Source organism: Clostridium sp. (assembly GCF_036660475.1).
In the GTDB taxonomy this organism is placed as follows: Bacteria; Bacillota; Clostridia; order Clostridiales; family Clostridiaceae; genus Clostridium_J.
In genome coordinates this window covers 1-18,631 of record NZ_JAVXAO010000005.1, presented here as the reverse complement: position 1 = coordinate 18,631, position 18,631 = coordinate 1, and the positions used below count along the sequence as shown (strand labels likewise).

Below are 18,631 nucleotides of genomic sequence, written 5' to 3'. Positions count from 1 at the left end.
TAGGGGGTTTTTAAATGTATAGTAATTAATATTTTAATCTAAAGTTATTTTAAAATATATTAAATGTTTTCACTCCTAACAGTTTTATAGGCTTCACGATTTGTATACAAGTCATCTTTAAGAGGGTTTTTCTTAGATTTAATAATTGTTATAAGTTGATAAATGGCAACCCCAATATTAAATACCAAAGCTATAATACTTACAGTATAATAAGCAGTTGGGCTATGAGTTGAAGCTACTGCATATTTACTACTAACAAAAAAGTTTGGAATTGTTAACATAAGCATCATGTAAAGTGCTAATGTATGAACTCGATGTTGTGCCCAAGCACCTTTTTTGATTAAAAATGCAGGGATTGTACAGGCTAAAAGTAGTGCTATACTGTAAAATGAACGGTCTGTTAAGCAGTTGTAAACATAGGCAAAGTTCCAAAGATCATAAGCTATAATCCAGAACCACATCATATCAGGCCATACTAAATCCCTATGTTTGTCATTACTTATAATTATACCAAACCAACCGCAAATAGTTAACATATTAATAATACCTGCAATTGCATTTATAGCGTTCCATGGACCACCAATATAGAACATGCTATCAATTACACCATGCATACCCATAACTTGAAATTCACGAATAACTGCTTCTATTATATTAATTGCAAGAATTGAAGGCGCCAATACATAACACCATTTTTTGCTTTGCACTTTTTTAGAAAAACGTAAACTTAGGCCTATATAACATCCTATTAATGCGGAATAAACTTTTATCCAGGCAAACCAGTTAGCAGTTTGAGCTCCGGTTCCTATTCCAGAGGTTTTTGGCCAAATAAAAATTGTAAGAAAAATAGGTAATACAATAAAGAAGATAATACCAGTTAGCTTGTTATATCGAGTTATTTCATTGAAAATTATAAGACCGGCTAAAATGCATATCCATACTAACCATGAATATAAAGGAATAGATTCAAATAAAAACATAATTATACCTCCTCATTTTTTACAATAAAACCAGTGTTCGTTATATTAATAATACATCATATTAACAATTATGTAAATAAATTGTTAGTATGATGTAAAAACAAATGAATGATGTATAAAAAGAAATAATTGTATTGTCATAGATTTTTATTATAAGGTATAATTAAAAAAATTATATTTACTAGAAATAAGGAATGTATAATACCTAGGTATATTATAAATAAATAGGGAAAATAAAAGATATTCTCAGTTTTAATTTAAGTGTGAGATAAAATAGATTTAGAGCAAGCATGTTATTTGATTTATAATCTGAAAGGTGTATACTACTTTTATAGATATAAAACGGTAATTATTATTACTTAATAGCAATAATATACTGTATCTAAATAGTATGATTAAATTTGACTTAGAAATATAAAATTTTATAATGAGTGGAGGAAGAGCGCTATGGATATATTAAGACAAAGTATAGAACATAAGGTAGTTATTGTAACGGGAGGAACTAGAGGAATTGGATTTGAGGCTGTAAAGGCATTTCTTGAAAATGGAGCAAATGTTGTATTGTGTGGATCTAAAAAAGAGTCAGTAGATAAAGCTTTAGCAGAATTGAATAAGATAAATGCAGAATACCCAGTTATGGGATTTGCACCTAACTTATTAGAAATATCAGAAATAAAAGCTATGATGGATGGCGTTGTTGAGAAATGGGGCGGAGTAGACGTTCTAATAAATAATGCAGGAATAAGTGATAGTATATCAATATACAATCAAGATGATGCACATTTTGCTAAAGTTATGGATATAAATGTTCAAGCGGTATTTAATTGTTCTAAAATAGCTGCTGAGAAAATGAGGGAAAAGCAATCAGGGGTTATAATAAACACTAGTTCAATAGTGAGCATATATGGACAAAAATCAGGGATTGGATACCCAACTTCTAAATTTGCTATAAATGGATTTACTAAATCATTGGCAAGAGAGTTGGGGAAAGATGGGATAAGAGTAAATGCAGTAGCTCCAGGAATAATTGCAACTGACATGGTCGCTGCACTTGATCAGAATATGATAAGTAAAATGGCGGAAAATATTCCAGTTAAAAGGCTTGGGAAGCCACAAGATATAGCAAATGCGTTCTTGTTTTTAGCATCAGATATGGCATCATATATAAGTGGTGCAGTTTTATCAGTTGATGGAGCTATGGTACTTTAAGTTAGGTAAAGTAAAGATAATTTGATTTCAGTGATATTAAAGGACTTGATCCGTTGTTTTATAGGTCAAGTTCTTAGTTTAAGTTCAAATGAGAAATATAGATTTTAAAATGAGTTCATGTGATAATTAACTAAGAATTTAATCAAATAGAACATTAAATATATACTATTAATGGTAGAGAGTAATTTCAATATTAATAGAAAGTGGGGTTGCAATGATAATTACAACAATAGTGGAGAATACTACAATTTCTGAGGAACTAGAGAAGCAACATGGATTATGTTTTCATGTTAAGACAGATAGACATAGCATATTATTTGATTTAGGGGATAAAGATTTATTTTTAAAGAATGCTAAGAAATTAAATATTGATATAGCAGAGGTAGATATAGTGATTATTTCACATGGACATTATGATCATGGTGGTGGATTAAAATATTTGTTGGAAAATAATGATAAAGCTAAAATATATATACAAAGGGAAGCCTTTAATAAGCATTTAATAAAGATACTAGGTGTATTTAAATACAATATAGGGTTAGATGAGGAACTTAAAGATAATAGTAGAATTATACTTACAGATAATCTAACGGAGATAGATGATGAATTACTCTTATTTTCAGGTGGGATGAATAATAGGTTAATACCAACTGCAAATAAAGAATTGCTTATGATAATGGATAACAAATGTGTTAGTGATGATTTTAACCATGAGCAAAGTCTTCTTTTGAAAAATAATGGGAAGGTTACACTTATTAGTGGATGTGCTCATAATGGTATAGTAAATATTTTAGAAAGAGCGGAAGAGATTATTGGACGTGAACTAGATGTAGTCATTAGTGGGCTTCATACAATAAGATCAAATTCTGGAAAATATAAAGAACGCCAACTTATAAATGATATATGTGCAGAAATAGCAAAAAGGAAATCTAAATTTTATACATGCCATTGCACTGGAATACAGGTTTATGATATTCTAAAAAATAAATTATCTAATCAAATAGAATACTTATCAACAGGTCGGGTTGTAGATATTAATGTTACATGTAGCAGTGAAAATACAAATTAAATATAGATAGAAAGGGGCATCTTAAAATAACTGATTACGTTATGGAAAGATGCCCCTTTTGAGTTAACAATAAAAAACACATAAAGAACTATATAGTTTTAAGTTAATTTAATGTTTAATAGTAATCTTTCAAAATTGTAATGTTAATGTAATTCAATTAAATACTACAAAATTTATTAAGCATATATAATAAGGTCATAAAGAACAACAGAAAATTAATTCTCATAACATTAATATAATTATTCATGTTAGAGGAATCATAGTTGTAGAGAAGATTAAAATAAATGTTAAGAGGAGTAGGTAAAATGAAAAATATATTAAGTGTTCAAAAAATAGAAAAATATTATGGGAATAAAGATAATGTAACGAAGGCGATAGACAGCATAAGTTTTAATGTTACTGAGGGTGAATTTGTTGGTATAATGGGACCTTCAGGTAGTGGTAAAACTACATTGCTTAATTGTATTTCTACTATAGACAATGTAACAACTGGGAATATAATAATAAATGATAAAGATATTACAAAGCTAAAATCAAAGAGTTTAGATAAATTTAGACAGAATGAATTAGGGTTTATATTTCAGGACTTCAACCTTTTAGATACATTAACAGCTTATGAAAATATAGCATTATCATTAACTATACAAGGTGAAAAGGTAACAAAAATAGATGGTAAAATAAATGATGTAGCAAAATATCTTGAGATTGAGGAGGTTTTAAATAAGTATCCATATCAAATGTCAGGTGGACAAAAACAAAGAGTGGCATCAGCAAGAGCAATAGTTACTAGCCCATCTCTAGTTTTAGCAGATGAACCAACAGGAGCCTTAGATTCTAAATCAGCTAGACTATTACTAGAAAGATTTGAGAGCTTAAATAGAGATTTAAAGGCAACAATACTTATGGTTACCCATGATGCATTTACAGCAAGTTATGCTCATAGAATTTTATTTATTAAAGATGGAAAAATATTTAGTGAGTTAGTAAGGGGAAGTGATTCAAGAAAAGAATTTTTCAATAGAATAATTGAAGTTATAACACTCCTTGGAGGTGATGATAGCAATGTATTCTAAGATAGCGATAGGAAATGTAAAGAAAAGCTTTAAAGATTATACAATATATTTTTTAACCCTTACATTAGCAGTTTGTATATTTTATAGCTTCAATTCAATTGAATCACAAAAAGCTCTTTTGGATATGAAATCCTCAGGGAAAGAGTATGCTACAATGCTGACAGATGTTATATCTTATGTATCTGTATTTGTATCAGTAATTTTAGGATGTTTAATTCTTTATGCTAATAATTTTTTAATAAAGAAAAGAAATAAAGAGTTAGGTATATATATGACACTTGGAATGGGGAAAAATAAAATCTCCAGAATATTAATATTGGAAACTCTAATAGTTGGAGTGATGTCCTTAGTTAGCGGGTTAATATTAGGTATTATCGCCTCTCAGGGATTGTCAGCATTTGTTTCAAAGTTATTTAGTGTTGGAATGGCTGAATATACATTCGTTATTTCAACAAAGGCTATAGGAAAAACAATTATATATTTTGGAATAATATTTATACTTGTTATGATATTTAATACATTTATAATATCAAAATATAAAATAATTGATTTATTAACAGCTGGAAGAAAAAATGAAGATATTAAGTTTAAAAATCCAATAATATATTTAATTGCATTTATATTATGTGTAGTATCTCTTGGATTTGCATATAGCCTTATATTGAAAATAGGATTAGATGTACAGGATATTAGATTTTTAATATCAATATTATTGGGCATAACTGGAACTTTTCTGTTTTTCTTTAGCTTAACAGGATTTGTTTTATACATCATAAAAAGGAATAAGAAAGTTTACTTCAAAGGATTAAATATATTTGTAGTAAAACAAATTAATAGTAAGGTAAATACAAATTTCGTATCCATGGCTATAATATGTTTGATGTTATTTATTACCATATGCGTGCTATCTACAGGTATAAGTTTTAAAAATGCAATTGAAGCTGGGTTAAAGGATTCTACACCATTTGATGTTAGTGCAACTATGTATGTTAATGAGGGCGATGAAGTAACTAGTGTGGAAGAGTCTTTAAGAAAAATAGATTTTAAATTTGATAATAATGAAAGGTATGCTGTTTATAATGAGTATGATTCAGATATTAGAATACAAGATATAATTGGTGAAGATAGTAAGGTTAAACCGGGTAAATTTCTAGCTACATTTATAAAAATATCTGATTACAATAAAATTAAAGAGCTAAACAATGAAGAAAAGATAAATTTGAAAAAAGACGAAGTTTTAGTTTTATCAAATTTTCAGGATATAGTACTTCCAACAAATGAATTTTTAAAAGGTAATGATAAGATGAAAATTAATGGGAAAGAGTACCTTGTTAAAAATAAGAAAGTAATAGAAGAAAATCTAGAAAGTGATGTTGCTAAAAATAATATTTTCACTGTGGTTATGGATGATAATCTTTTTCAGGGTGCAAAGGTAAGTGCATCTAAAATGAATGTGCAATTTTCTGAGGCCGATAGAGAGGCAACAGAAAAAGCGTATAGAGAAATCTTTAAAAGGTTTAAAGATGGAAACGTAAATTATGAAGAATCAGGATTTATTAATGGATATACAAAAGAGCAAATTTTTGAAGAAAGTAAAGGAATGACAACAACTATATTATTTGTTGGAATGTATCTAGGGATAGTATTTTTAATAACTAGTATGGCTGTACTTGCACTTCAACAGTTATCTGAGGCTAGTGATAGCATAGAGAGATATAAATCATTAAAAAAAATAGGTGCAAATGAAAAGAGTATAAACAAAACAATTTTCACCCAAACATTAGTATATTTTAGTATTCCAGTTATACTTGCCTTTGTACATTCAATAGTTGGAATAGAAGTAGCTAATGACTTTATATCAGCCTTCAATAAACCAGATATAAGAGGTTCATCTATAATAACGGCATTTATATTCATTACAATTTATATTGGATATTTTTATGCAACATATACAGGATATAAAAATATAGTTAAAAGTAACATATAAGAGATTAGTTTTAGATTAAGACATTAAAATGAAGATTATTGTTATATTAAACTAGTAATACTGATTTAGAAAAGTAAGAATAAAGTTTATAAGGTTAATAGTGTATTCAATACAAGATCCACGACAGGAATTTGTCGTGGATTTTTTTCATTGGGAGTAAGAATAATGCAGGATTATAAACAGAAAAGTATATGTCAAATAGGTAATAAGCCTTTGTTATTAAATTGTAAGATTACTATAATTCAGTTGTAAGTATAACACTATATACTAAGACATGTAGTAAGGAAATCATAATAAGAAAAAACGAAGGATTTAAAAGTATTGAGAAAGTTGAATACTTCTAGTTGGAATTAGCATAGTTATGGTATTTTAGTGATTAATATATTGGTAAAAAATAATAAAAATAAATTGTGGATATAATATGTATTATCAATAAAAGGTGAAAAATAATAAATGAGGTGAAGGCAATGAAAGCAGTTTTAGAATTGAAAAATGTTAGCAAGATAATGGGAAGTGCTAAATTAGTAGAAGATATAAGTTTTGTAGTAAATGAAGGTGAGATATTTGGTTTTTTAGGGCCTAATGGAGCAGGTAAGACTACAACAATAAAGATGATAACAGGACTATATAGCATAAGTCAGGGTGAAATATATATAGATGGTAAGAGTGTTAAGAAGGAGTTTGAAAAAGCATTGCAAGGGGTCGGAGGAATTATCGAGAATCCTGAAATGTATGGATACTTAAGTGGAAGAGATAATCTTCGTCTTTATGCTAAAATGCATGGAGGAATCACAAAGGAAAGAATTGATGAGGTAGTAAACCTAGTTAAACTTGGAAACAGAATTAATGATAAGGTGAGTAAGTATTCTCTTGGAATGAGACAAAGACTTGGAGTTGCTCAAGCTTTGCTTCATAAGCCAAAATTATTAATACTAGATGAGCCTACTAATGGACTTGACCCAATGGGAATTAAAGAATTACGTCAAATGCTAAGAGAACTTGCACAGAGGGAGGGACTATCTGTATTGGTTTCAAGCCATCTTTTAAGCGAGATGGAACTTATGTGTGATAGGTTTGGAATAATAGACGGTGGGAAAATGATTGATATAAAAACTATAGGTGATATCAGAAAAAATGAATCTAAGGCTATTAAAACATATTTAATAGATGTTAATGATAAAGAAAGAGCGGTTAAAATAATAAAAGATAACTTAGCTACAGTTAGTCCAGTTCTTAATGAGGATGGAATAAAAATATCATGTGAAAAGGAAGAATTGGCTAAGATTAACAAGATATTAATAAAAAATGATATAGATGTATTTGGTACAGAGCTATTAACAAAAACATTAGAAGATGAATTTATGGAAATAACTAAGGGATCAAAGGATCAAATTAGATAGTAAAGGGGACGTATATATGAAGATATTTAGCTTAACGTGTAATGAACTTTTTAAACAATTTAAAAAAACAAGTATAAAAGTAATAATACCATTAATATTAATAGCAGCAATTATTTTACCAATTGTACTTAGCAAAATAGAGAATACAAGTACAGAGAGAAGCTATGAGCAATCTAATAAGTATCAATTAGAACAGGCTGAATCTAGAATAGATGAATTAAAGGCTGATAAAACTCCAGGAGCAGCAGTAGCTAAAGATCTTGCAGAAGCTGAAAGGGAGGGTTTTCAATTAAGCGTAGATTATAAAATAGGTGGCTATGAGGATTGGAGATCGGTTGAAGCTGCACAATATCGTTCAGTGTTACTTGAATTAGAGGCAATAGAACAAATTATTAGGGGCGCAAAGTCAGAAGTGTTATTAGAAAATTTATTTGGTGTTGATCTAAATAGAGTTGCTGCTTATTATGAAATGACAATGGCTAAGCAAAAGGAAGTTCAAGCTAATCTAATAGCAAAGCGAGATGAAATAAAAAATATTATTGTTAATAATGATTATATGAAGAGTATTTCTAATCAGATAAAAATAAAAGAAGGACTTATTGAAGAATATAAAAAAACAATTGTAGAATATGAAAAATTAGTGGCGAAAAACCAGCAGGACGAAGATGGAAAAGCTGCATTAGAAGAAGCAAAAAAACTAATGGAAGAAGATAATTGGAGGATACCACAATTAGAGCAGGATATTGCAATATTAAAATTTAGATATGACAATAAAATAGATTACAATAAAAATAATTGGAAAAATAAATCTATCATCACTATAGAGGAGATATTAGGTGAATACAGAACAACAATGATGACTGAAAAGGAGTTTAATTCAAATGCACCTAGATATGGTATCTCAATGTCATATGATGAGTATGTTGCAAACTATAAGGCTATAAATGAAGGAAGAGTTGAAAGAATTAAGGAATTATGGTATGGACTAGAAAAAGATATACCAGATTTAAATGCAGTAAAAGATGCAAGAAGTGTAGTTGATAGTACCTATGAAGTGTTTGTTATATTAGCAGTTTTAATAATAATAATAATAGCTGGTGGTATAGTATCCACAGAATTCTCAAATGGAACTATAAGATTACTACTAATTAGACCAGTAGCTAGGTGGAAAGTATTATTATCAAAATTATTAGCTGTATTATTGATAGGTATGGGAGTAGTAGTGGTAAGTATCGCATTGCTTGTAATATCAAGTGGAGCAGTGTTTGGGTTTGAAACACTAGGAACACCAATAATACAAACAGTAGCAGGAACTATCACAGAGGTTAGTTATATAAGATACATGATTCCACAACTATCTATATCAATAGCAAGTTTAGTATTTATAACATCAGTAGTATTTACTATATCAACACTAGCTAGGAATACAGCATTAGCAGTTGCTGTAAGTATGTTATTATACTTAGGGGCACTTCCAATAACAATGGTATTAGTAATTAATCTTAAACAAGTATGGGTAGTTAACTCATTAATACCTTATATGAATAACTCAATGTTTAAATTTGCACCATTTGTATTACAATCAATACAGGAACAGTTTGGAGTAGGATTAAATCCAGCAATGGGAATTCTACAGCTATTAATAGTATCTTTAGTATTACTTGTAATTACCTTTGTAACATTTATTAAAAAAGACGTAAAAAATTAAGAGGTATTGAATATAAGTAGCAAGTAGTGTGATAATGTGTTTAGGATTAGGGGGTAAAACTTAAAATCACACACATATTCACATAGACCAAAGTCATTTATATAACTTGTCTTTGGTCTATTCTCCATTGACTTTACGTATAAATTCAAAATGGAATTGCACTTATTAATAAAATTGTAGTATTAAAGAATAATAGGATAAATTGAAAGGAGTCACATTATGAAAATGAAAAAAGTATTAAAAGTATTAGGAGCTATACTATTAGTATTAGCTATCATATTTGGATTATGGTTTTTAAAGTTTAAAATGACTTCACTAACATACTCGAATATGTCAGATGAAAAAACTTTGGACTATGTTTCTAAAGAACTGTTAGATTCAGGAGTACCGAAAGAAAATGTAGATATATTTAAAAAACAAGTAGAAGATACCAATAAAGTACTTGGAGATTTCCATTCATTTAAAGATGGGTTTACTGATATAAAAGGAACTATAGTTAATTACGATGAAGTGTTATCATTTGATTTATTTGGAAAAGCATTAATTCCATTTGATGTAAACTGCCGTGTGTCAGCGTGGAACCTTATGAAGGACATTATTGAGGTAAAGCCTTACACCGGAGACTTAGAGCAATTTCATTTTGAAGAAGGAATAATTACAACTTATGAAAATACAGGGTTTACACAAGATGATGCAGGAAATTTCTTTGGATTATTTGAGCCTGTACCATCAAAACTTCTTAGAACTCCAGGAGGACATATAAAAGAAGTACAAAAAGAGTGGAATAAAAGAGGAGTTAAGTTTGAGGATTCAAATCGTAAACTTATAAGTTGCTTTGCGTATGACCCTATTGATAAAGATTTAAAAGCACAACATGTTGGAATGATGATAGAAAGAGAAAATGATATATTATTTGTAGAAAAACCAATGCCAAATCTTCCATTCCAAGCATCAATATTTAAAAATAAGGATGAACTTGAAAATCATTTAAAACAAAGATTTATCGTTAGATTCTTACCGATAATATTAATGGAAAATGATAAACCTTTCTAAAAATTTTTGAATTTGAAACGTGATTATATTAGTTCAGAATTTTGGATAATACGAAAAAACTCCCAACGAAATTGGTTGGGAGTTTTTATTGTTGATTTACAGGTGATTTTCAATTTTAAAATGCTTAGGAATTTCTGTTAGAAACCCATTTGGGCACCTCAAAACCGAACCCGTTGGGAAGTTACTATATGCCAATTGTTGTTAAAATGTATTAAGTTTTAATATAAATAATAGCTGTGGGTTAAAATTATATGAATCATCAAAAATATAGTAGAATAAAGGATTATATATGAATAATTATAGAAAGTTATTGCTAAATAATAATAGTAGAATAATATTACTGTAATTTTCAATTTGTATATTATAATGGGAATAGTATATATTAAATTAATATATGAAGGAGATGGTAACTTATGAGCACTATAGAAGTTAGCGGTATTTATAAGGACTATGGCAAAGGTGATAATAAGACAGAGGTGTTAAAGAATATAAACATTAGTATAAAAAAGGGAGAGTTTATATCTATAGTTGGAGCTTCAGGATCAGGGAAGTCAACGCTCTTACATATAATCGGTGGTGTAGATAAGCCTACAAATGGTCATGTATTTATAGATGGAATAGATATAAATAATTTATCAGAAAGAGAAATTTCGGTGTTGAGACTTAGAAGAATAGGATTTGTATTTCAATTTTATAATCTTATTCCGGTTTTAACGGTGGAAGAAAATATTGAGATGCCAGTACTTTTAGATGATGGAGTTATGGATGAGGATTATAAAAATGAATTAATAAAGCTTTTATCTTTAGAAAATAGAAGAGATCATCTTCCCTCAGAACTTTCTGGTGGACAGCAGCAAAGAGTAGCTATTGGAAGAGCTTTAGCAAATAAACCTTCAATTATTTTGGCAGATGAACCCACAGGGAATTTAGATTCTAAAACATCAAGAGATATTATGGAACTGCTAAAATTTTCAGCAAAAAAGTATAATCAAACCTTAGTGCTAATAACACATGATGAGAAGGTTGCAAAGATGGCTGATAGAGTCATTCATATTAAAGATGGGGAGATAGCTTTAGATGAGGTGGATTAAGGATGAAAAAATATAGTGACTTAGTAAATAAACAATTTAAGGTTAACAAGAGAAGAAACACTTATACTGTAATTGGAATTATTCTTGGTATTATACTTTTTACAACTGTTGGATATATAAATTATTTCATGAGGGATGTTAATATAGCTGAGGCTAAATATTATAGAGGGAATTATGGGGCTATAATTAAAGGTGTAACTGATACTGAAATTAAGGTTATTGAAGGGAATGTTAAAATTTCAAATTGTGGATTGATAGCAGAGGTAGTTTCTAATGAAATAATGGTGGGTAATATTAAAAAACAGCTATTAATTTATGCTTTAGACAACACTTCTTTTGAAAATATATTTAATGAAAGGATAAAATTAGTTCAAGGTAGATTACCCCGTGAAGAAGAAGAAATAGCATTAACAATCAAAGCAAGAGGAGAACTAAATAAAGAGGTTAATGATGAGATTAATATAGGTAATAGAACCTATAAAATTGTTGGGTTTTATAAGGGTGAAGAATATAACTCAATGAAATTTACTGGAATAACTAAGTATAATAAGGATGAGAAATATAGCGATATAAATGCAGTTATTAATATTAAAGATAACCTAAATATAAGAGAAACAATATTAGGTATTGTGGACACTTTAGGTATAAGTAATTCAAAAGTCCAAAATAGAATTGAATTTAATGAAATGTTAATTAAAGAATATGAGAGTTATGGAATAGAGCAGTTTAGGAATTTATCTAGTGAAAAGTTAGGATTAGTATTAATTAATATATTTATTTTACTATTAACATCTATATTAACTTATGGTTCAATAAATGTTTCTATGAAGGAGAGAATACAGTATTTTTCAGTACTAAGATGCATGGGGGCAACGGTAGATAAAATTAGATACTTGTTAATAAAAGAAAGTTTTATACTTGGAGCGTTATCTATCATACCTGGATTAATAATTGGACATTTAGTGGGCTGGACTATAACTAGTATTGTATTTGGGAAAGTAATAAAACTTAATATATATGGTATAGGTTATAAGATTTATTGGCAAGTAGTAATAGCTACAATATTATTAACCATTGTTACCATATTAATATCATCTATATTACCTATAATTAAATCAGGTAATATATCACCGATTAAAGGTGTTAAAATCGGTGGAATTAGAACAAAGGGATTGAAGAAAAGAAAAAGTAAATTAATTAGAAAACTTTTTGGATATAAAGGAGAATTAGCTTATAAAAATATTAGAGGTAATAACAAAAGTTTCATTATTAGTATAATTACATTAAGCATGCTTTTAATTATATTTGTATCATTTACAGGATATTGCACAGGCGCATTGAAGGGATTTAATAAAGAATTAGAAAAAACAAAAGACTTTAAAATTAGTCTTTATATTTCAGATTTAAGTAGTGAATACTCCAATTTAGATAGTACAAACAAAATAGAAGTTGGTATTAAGAGGTTAGAGGATATTAGAAATTTTATAGATAGTACAGAGTCGGCTAAAGACGTAATTACCGAAATTGGTATAAATCTAAATCCGATACTTAAAGGATTTAGATCAAGAAATATTATAAAAGATGAAAAAATATTCAATAAAGATATGGAGGAATATTCATATCTAAAGTATAGTAAATTATCAATCTACAGTGATGAAGCATTAAAAGAAATATTACCATATATTCAAGGTGAAGATGTAAGGTTGGAGGATTTTAATGATAATGGTGTTTTATTAGTTAATAAGAATGTAAATAGTAAATTATTGAGAATAGAAAGTGAAAAAGTGTCAAAGTTGCAGCCTAATGATAAGTTTTACTTGTATTTAGATAATGAATATAATATAAATTCAATGGACTTAGGTGAAGTTCTAAATGATACCAGCAGTATTAAAGAGATACAGGCTAAGGTTGTTGGAACTATAGATGTTAAAAATACATATGATTGGAGAAATAATGATATAGATATCGGGGTTATGCTAATAGCCTCACGTGAGTTTTATGAAAAGAACAAGAAGATTATAAATGATAGGTTAGATTATAGTAGTACAATTTCCTTAGAATTTAATTTTTTAAGTCAAGAAAAAAGGAACAATAGTATAGACGATATAAAAGCTTATATAAATGAAATTGGGGGATCCTATATTGATAATGAAATAGAAACATTAGAATTAAAAAACCAGATAGTTGGCATAGCTATAATTATTTATACTATATTATTTTTATCTATGGCTATTGGAGTAATAAATATAATAAATAATAAGAATATTAATATTACTTTAAGGAAAAAAGAAATTGGAACAATGTTATCTATTGGTATGAATAGTAGGGATTTAAAAAAGATGATAATGCTAGAGGGAATAGTTCAATGGTTTATATCTTCCATAATGGGAGGGGGAATATCTTATGTTATTTTAAAGATAATATATATTTCATATGCCTATATGGGTAATATAGAGAACAGTAATCCGCCAGTTTGGATAATATTTGTGGGAAGTTTTCTACTTCTTCTTATAAATTTAGTAACAAGTGCATTACCATTAAATAGACTTAACAAGTTAAATACAATAGAATTAATTAGGGAAGAAGAATAAAGTTAAAAGCGGAGTACAGTATATCTAAATAATTAGCATTTTAGATATTAGTAAGGGGTGAAAGAAAATGAAGAACATATTGTTAGTAGAAGATGATAGAGCGGTTGCTTTAGCGGTTATATATAGTTTGAAAAAAGAAGGCTTTAATGTTAATCATACAATGAACTTAAAAACTGCAAGAACTATGATTAATGATGATATAGATTTAATTTTATTAGATTTAATGCTACCAGATGGAGATGGCTATGAGCTATGCACGGAAATAAGGGAAAGTGGAAATGATGTTCCAATTATATTTATGACGGCATGTGACGAGGAGTCAAATATAGTTTTAGGCTTAGATTTAGGTGCAGATGATTATGTAACAAAGCCAGTTAAAATTAGAGAACTAGTATCGAGAATAAATTCAGTATTAAGAAGAAAGGGGGGAGTGAAATCTAAAAATGAAGAGCAGGAGTTATTAGAAAGTGAAGATATAGAAATAGATAAAAAAGCTCATCTAGTAAGAAAAAACAATGAGGAGATATCTCTTACTTTAAATGAATTTAAGCTTTTAAATTTACTTATGGAAAATGCTCCAAATGTATTAACTAGAAATGCAATTTTAGAAAAATTATGGGATATAGATGGCAATTTTATAGATGCAAATGCATTAAGTGTTTATGTGAAAAGGTTAAGAGAAAAAATAGAGACTGATAGTAAAAACCCAAAATTAATAGCCACAGTAAGAGGTGTAGGTTATAAGTGGACACCTAAGGTGGTGAAAAAATAATGACAATATTATTAGATAAGGATGAAAGAGTGAAAATAGGAATATTTATCTTGATAATATTTATTATCCAAGGGTTTATATTTTATAGGATTAATGCAAGAATGTTTTTAGAAGTTAATGATAGATATGTAAAACAAAATATATCAATAGTAGGAAGCATTTATGATTCAAATAAGGAGCTTGGAGAAGAAATTATTCCGATAATTACGGGGAAGACAACTGGAAACTATGATTTGGGTAAAGAAGTTATGAATAAATATTCCTATGAGGATAGCCTAAAACTTAATTTCAACCCATTATTTGAAGATTTAGTGGGTTCATTTAATGTGTCAGTAGTATTTATAGTGTTGGGTGGACTAGTTATTATTTTAGTGGGCATATTATATTTAATTAATCCAGTATATAAAGAGATAGTATTATTAACTAAAAGAGCAGAAAATATAGTAGATAACAAGTTTACACTAGATAAAAGCTATAGATATAAGGGGAGTTTGGATAAATTTATAGATAAGTTTAATGGTATGGAGGATAGAATAGAGAATAGTATTCAATTACTTAAGGATGAAAAAATAAATCTTAAAAATATTATAAATGATATCTCTCATCAGCTTAAAACTCCTTTAATGGCATTATCAATGTATAATGAGATTTTAAATGATCACAGAGAGATGGATAGTGAGGATGTGGATAATTTTATAAATTTATCCAAGGAACAGTTAGAAAGAATGGATTGGCTTGTGAAAACACTTCTTAAATATGCGAGATTAGAAAGTAATGTGGTGGAATATCATAAAGAATATTTTTCTCTAACAAATACGATAGAAGAAAGTATTAATCCGTTAAAGATTAAGGCAGAAGAAAAAAATCAAAGGCTAACTTTAATGAGTACAAAGGAAGTTCTCTATTATCATGATAGAAAATGGATAGCCGAGGCTCTAAGTAATATTATAAAAAATGCAATAGAACATACAGGGGATAATGGGAAAATAGAAATAAGCGTAGAAGAAACGCCGATATCTATAACTATAGGAGTTAAAGACAATGGAGAGGGTATAGGAAAAAATGAACTAAAGAAGATTTTCAATAGATTCCATAAGGGAGAAAACTCTATAAATCCTGCAAGTATAGGTATTGGATTATGTTTAAGTAAATCTATAATTAAAGCTCATAATGGTGATATAAGAGTAGATAGTCAGGTTGGAGTGGGAAGTACCTTTTATATTACATTTTTGAAGACTGTAGTTTAAAATATACTAGTAAAGTAGATTGAGATGCTCCATTTATAGTAGACAGTGAAAGAAGAAAACTGTTTCTATAAAGGAGTGTTTTACTTTCAAGTGGTATTTTATTTATTAAAGAAATAGTGTAGAATAGTAGATTGAAAGAATATAGAACATAGGAGGAAGTTATGAATAATTTAGTTATAGTATCTATATTAGGATTAGTAGGTGGAGTAATTGGATGGGTAACAAATATATTAGCTATAAAGCTTATGTTTAGGCCAATAAACCCAATTAGAATTCCAATAATAAATTTTGAAATAGTGGGATTGATTCCAAAGCGAAAAGCGGAGATAGCAAAAAATATTGGTGAGGTAGTAGCAAAAGAATTATTATCAATTGATGATATAATTAACAATGCAATCACTGAAGACGATAAGCTCATATTTAGCCAATTAGTTAAAAATAAAATAAGAGCTTTAGTGGAAAATAAGATGGATTTTGTACCTTCACCCTTTAGAATGATGGTACAAGGTCCTATCAATAATATGATAGACCAAGAAGTAGATGGAGCTTTAAATGAAATAGGGAATGAAGCTATTGAGCACATTAAAGAAAAAGTAGATATTCAAAAAATGGTTGAAGAGAAAATTAATGAATTGGACCTACAAGAACTAGAAAGAATAATTATAAGTGTAGCAAAAAAAGAATTAAAGCACATTGAAATTTTAGGTTTTGTTCTAGGTGCAATAATTGGAGTAGTTCAAGGTATAGTAGTTATGATGATTAAATAATATATAATATGTAAATATTATGGAATACACTTAGAATAGATGTGAGTAGAATAGTGGCTAGTAAAGAAATTTGCTAGCTATTTTTTGTGGGTTAAAAATAATTATTAGGCTAAACATATAATAATTGACAATAGATATCTTGTGTGATAATCTAAATAATATAGTTTATAAAACTACATGTATTAGATTTACAAACAAAACAATAATGGGGGACAAGAATTATGGTTAGAATTGTATCAGACTCGTCATCACTTTATTCAATTGCAGGTGCAAAGGCTAATAATATTGATATTGCACCACTTTCAGTTACAATAAATAATATTACATATAAGGAATATGAAGAAATTGACACAGAAGAGTTTATAGATATAATAAATCAAGGGAATATACCAATATCATCTCAGCCATCAATTGGTGATGTAATAGAGATATATAACAAGTATCCTGATGATGAAATAATTAATATTTCAATGACAGATGGGCTTTCAGGCACATATAACTCAGCTTGTGTGGCAAGAGGGATGTGTGAAAATCCAGAAAAAATTCATGTAGTAAATTCAAAAACTCTCTGTGGGCCTCAGAGATATATTGTAGATATGGCTGTAAAGCTTGCAGAAATGGGCAGAACAAAGGATGAAATATTAAAGGAAATTAATGTGTTAATAGAAACAGCTAAATCTTATCTTATCCCAAATGATTTTGAATACTTAGTTAGAGGTGGAAGATTATCACCTTTAGTTGGTCGGATAGGAAGTATAGTAAAATTAGTTCCTGTTATGACGCTTTCAGATGATTGCACAAGATTAGTTAAATTTACAACTAAAAGAACTTTTACAAAGGCAATTGAAAAAATATGCGAAGCGCTTATTGCAGATGGAGTAGATGATAATTATAGGATATATGTTTCCCATGCGTGTAGAGAAGATTTGGCAAACACAGCTAAAAATATTATGATAAATAGTATTAAAGACGCAGTTGTAGAAATTAAAAAGTTAGGACCAGTATTTACAACTCAAGGCGGACCGGGATGTATTGCTATTCAAACTATAAAAAAACATGGTATATTAATATAAATAGGTGGGAGTGAGCATGAAGAAAAATATAAGTAGAGATAGTGTCAATGAAATTCTAGCATTTCATTGTCCAAGATTTAATGAATTGCCAAGTGTTTCACTATATAAAGATCAAGTTATTATATATATTGAGAATGCATTGCAGGTTATAAATCTAAACTCAAAAGAGAAGCTATTGACACCTACAATGCTTAATAATTATGTTAAACAAAGGGTTGTGTCTCCTCCTAAAGATAAAAAATATAGTGAGAAACATTTAGCATATTTAATTATAGTTTGTACTTTAAAGCAGGTTTATACATTGACAGAAATCTGTGAACTTATTAAAATTCAAATAGCTACATGTGATATTGAACAAGCCTATGATTTCTTTTGTGTAGAGCTAGAGAAATCGTTAAAATCTGTTTTTACAACCCGTGATTTTACGGAGCCTAGTTCAGCTATGAAAATGACAGCTGAAACAGAGTTAGTTAGGTCATCGGTTATATCATTCTCTCATAAGATATTTATACAAAAATACCTTATGAGTAGGTAGAAAATTAGATGAAAAGTAGTTGTAAAATGGACCCCTTGTCAAGGACACAATAAAAAAAGGGGTTAAGCAACACTTA

Annotated in this window: 15 protein-coding genes; 14 read left to right on the top strand and 1 reads right to left on the bottom strand. The window is 28.5% G+C overall.

Annotated features, from left to right (window positions below; translation table 11 throughout):
• Positions 1-59 precede the first annotated feature (59 nt).
• The gene (locus RSA29_RS08425) at positions 60-980 is read right to left on the bottom strand and encodes a DUF5692 family protein (protein ID WP_346933685.1); all 921 of its coding nucleotides are present in this window, start codon (positions 978-980) and stop codon (positions 60-62) included.
• Positions 981-1,427: 447 nt separating this feature from the next.
• Between RSA29_RS08425 and RSA29_RS08420 the strand changes: the two genes are divergently transcribed.
• The 14 genes from RSA29_RS08420 to RSA29_RS08355 all read left to right on the top strand — a co-directional run bounded on the left by RSA29_RS08420 (position 1,428) and on the right by RSA29_RS08355 (position 18,555).
• Positions 1,428-2,189: an SDR family NAD(P)-dependent oxidoreductase gene (locus tag RSA29_RS08420; RefSeq protein ID WP_346933686.1), complete on the top strand. Its 762-nt coding sequence runs from the start codon at positions 1,428-1,430 to the stop codon at positions 2,187-2,189.
• A gap of 214 nt (positions 2,190-2,403) precedes the next feature.
• Complete coding sequence (locus RSA29_RS08415; RefSeq protein ID WP_346943258.1) at positions 2,404-3,258, top strand: MBL fold metallo-hydrolase; 855 nt, start codon at positions 2,404-2,406, stop codon at positions 3,256-3,258.
• A 305-nt stretch (positions 3,259-3,563) separates the two neighbouring features.
• On the top strand, positions 3,564-4,331 hold the full coding sequence (locus tag RSA29_RS08410; protein ID WP_346943259.1) for an ABC transporter ATP-binding protein: 768 nt from the start codon (positions 3,564-3,566) through the stop codon (positions 4,329-4,331).
• Positions 4,321-6,318 carry an ABC transporter permease gene (locus tag RSA29_RS08405; protein ID WP_346943260.1) on the top strand — a complete coding sequence of 666 codons (1,998 nt, stop codon included), beginning with the start codon at positions 4,321-4,323 and terminating at the stop codon, positions 6,316-6,318. The genes RSA29_RS08410 and RSA29_RS08405 overlap by 11 nt, the downstream gene beginning before the upstream one ends.
• 467 nt (positions 6,319-6,785) lie before the next feature.
• Positions 6,786-7,718 carry an ABC transporter ATP-binding protein gene (locus RSA29_RS08400; protein WP_346943261.1) on the top strand — a complete coding sequence of 311 codons (933 nt, stop codon included), beginning with the start codon at positions 6,786-6,788 and terminating at the stop codon, positions 7,716-7,718.
• A 16-nt stretch (positions 7,719-7,734) separates the two neighbouring features.
• Entirely contained in the window at positions 7,735-9,426 is a 1,692-nt protein-coding gene (locus tag RSA29_RS08395; protein ID WP_346943262.1) for an ABC transporter permease subunit, read from the top strand.
• Between the two features lie 219 nt (positions 9,427-9,645).
• Complete coding sequence (locus RSA29_RS08390) at positions 9,646-10,479, top strand: DUF4300 family protein (protein ID WP_346943263.1); 834 nt, start codon at positions 9,646-9,648, stop codon at positions 10,477-10,479.
• Between the two features lie 413 nt (positions 10,480-10,892).
• Positions 10,893-11,570 (top strand): ABC transporter ATP-binding protein, encoded by a 678-nt coding sequence (locus RSA29_RS08385; protein WP_346943264.1) that lies wholly within the window; start codon positions 10,893-10,895, stop codon positions 11,568-11,570.
• 2 nt (positions 11,571-11,572) lie between these two features.
• Positions 11,573-14,161 carry an FtsX-like permease family protein gene (locus tag RSA29_RS08380; RefSeq protein WP_346943265.1) on the top strand — a complete coding sequence of 863 codons (2,589 nt, stop codon included), beginning with the start codon at positions 11,573-11,575 and terminating at the stop codon, positions 14,159-14,161.
• A gap of 67 nt (positions 14,162-14,228) precedes the next feature.
• Positions 14,229-14,933: a response regulator transcription factor gene (locus tag RSA29_RS08375; RefSeq protein WP_346943266.1), complete on the top strand. Its 705-nt coding sequence runs from the start codon at positions 14,229-14,231 to the stop codon at positions 14,931-14,933.
• Positions 14,933-16,180: a HAMP domain-containing sensor histidine kinase gene (locus RSA29_RS08370; RefSeq protein WP_346943267.1), complete on the top strand. Its 1,248-nt coding sequence runs from the start codon at positions 14,933-14,935 to the stop codon at positions 16,178-16,180. Before RSA29_RS08375 ends, RSA29_RS08370 begins: the two co-directional genes overlap by 1 nt.
• Positions 16,181-16,341: 161 nt before the next feature.
• The gene (locus RSA29_RS08365; RefSeq protein ID WP_346943268.1) at positions 16,342-16,947 is read left to right on the top strand and encodes a DUF445 family protein; all 606 of its coding nucleotides are present in this window, start codon (positions 16,342-16,344) and stop codon (positions 16,945-16,947) included.
• Positions 16,948-17,168: 221 nt separating this feature from the next.
• Positions 17,169-18,020, top strand: a complete 852-nt coding sequence (locus tag RSA29_RS08360) for a DegV family protein (RefSeq protein ID WP_346943269.1) — start codon at positions 17,169-17,171, stop codon at positions 18,018-18,020.
• A 16-nt stretch (positions 18,021-18,036) separates the two neighbouring features.
• Positions 18,037-18,555: a DUF1836 domain-containing protein gene (locus RSA29_RS08355; RefSeq protein ID WP_346943270.1), complete on the top strand. Its 519-nt coding sequence runs from the start codon at positions 18,037-18,039 to the stop codon at positions 18,553-18,555.
• The last annotated feature ends 76 nt before the right edge of the window (positions 18,556-18,631 follow it).

Excerpts from the sequence above, each read along its gene's own strand:
- RSA29_RS08390 (WP_346943263.1), top strand. The coding sequence starts at position 9,646 with ATGAAAATGAAAAAAGTATTAAAAGTATTAGGAGCTATACTATTAGTA.
- RSA29_RS08370 (WP_346943267.1), top strand. The coding sequence starts at position 14,933 with ATGACAATATTATTAGATAAGGATGAAAGAGTGAAAATAGGAATATTT.
- RSA29_RS08410 (WP_346943259.1), top strand. The coding sequence starts at position 3,564 with ATGAAAAATATATTAAGTGTTCAAAAAATAGAAAAATATTATGGGAAT.
- RSA29_RS08365 (WP_346943268.1), top strand. The coding sequence starts at position 16,342 with ATGAATAATTTAGTTATAGTATCTATATTAGGATTAGTAGGTGGAGTA.
- RSA29_RS08380 (WP_346943265.1), top strand. The coding sequence starts at position 11,573 with ATGAAAAAATATAGTGACTTAGTAAATAAACAATTTAAGGTTAACAAG.
- RSA29_RS08405 (WP_346943260.1), top strand. The coding sequence starts at position 4,321 with ATGTATTCTAAGATAGCGATAGGAAATGTAAAGAAAAGCTTTAAAGAT.
- RSA29_RS08375 (WP_346943266.1), top strand. The coding sequence starts at position 14,229 with ATGAAGAACATATTGTTAGTAGAAGATGATAGAGCGGTTGCTTTAGCG.
- RSA29_RS08395 (WP_346943262.1), top strand. The coding sequence starts at position 7,735 with ATGAAGATATTTAGCTTAACGTGTAATGAACTTTTTAAACAATTTAAA.
- RSA29_RS08385 (WP_346943264.1), top strand. The coding sequence starts at position 10,893 with ATGAGCACTATAGAAGTTAGCGGTATTTATAAGGACTATGGCAAAGGT.
- RSA29_RS08400 (WP_346943261.1), top strand. The coding sequence starts at position 6,786 with ATGAAAGCAGTTTTAGAATTGAAAAATGTTAGCAAGATAATGGGAAGT.
- RSA29_RS08360 (WP_346943269.1), top strand. The coding sequence starts at position 17,169 with ATGGTTAGAATTGTATCAGACTCGTCATCACTTTATTCAATTGCAGGT.
- RSA29_RS08415 (WP_346943258.1), top strand. The coding sequence starts at position 2,404 with ATGATAATTACAACAATAGTGGAGAATACTACAATTTCTGAGGAACTA.
- RSA29_RS08355 (WP_346943270.1), top strand. The coding sequence starts at position 18,037 with ATGAAGAAAAATATAAGTAGAGATAGTGTCAATGAAATTCTAGCATTT.
- RSA29_RS08425 (WP_346933685.1), bottom strand. The coding sequence starts at position 980 with ATGTTTTTATTTGAATCTATTCCTTTATATTCATGGTTAGTATGGATA.
- RSA29_RS08420 (WP_346933686.1), top strand. The coding sequence starts at position 1,428 with ATGGATATATTAAGACAAAGTATAGAACATAAGGTAGTTATTGTAACG.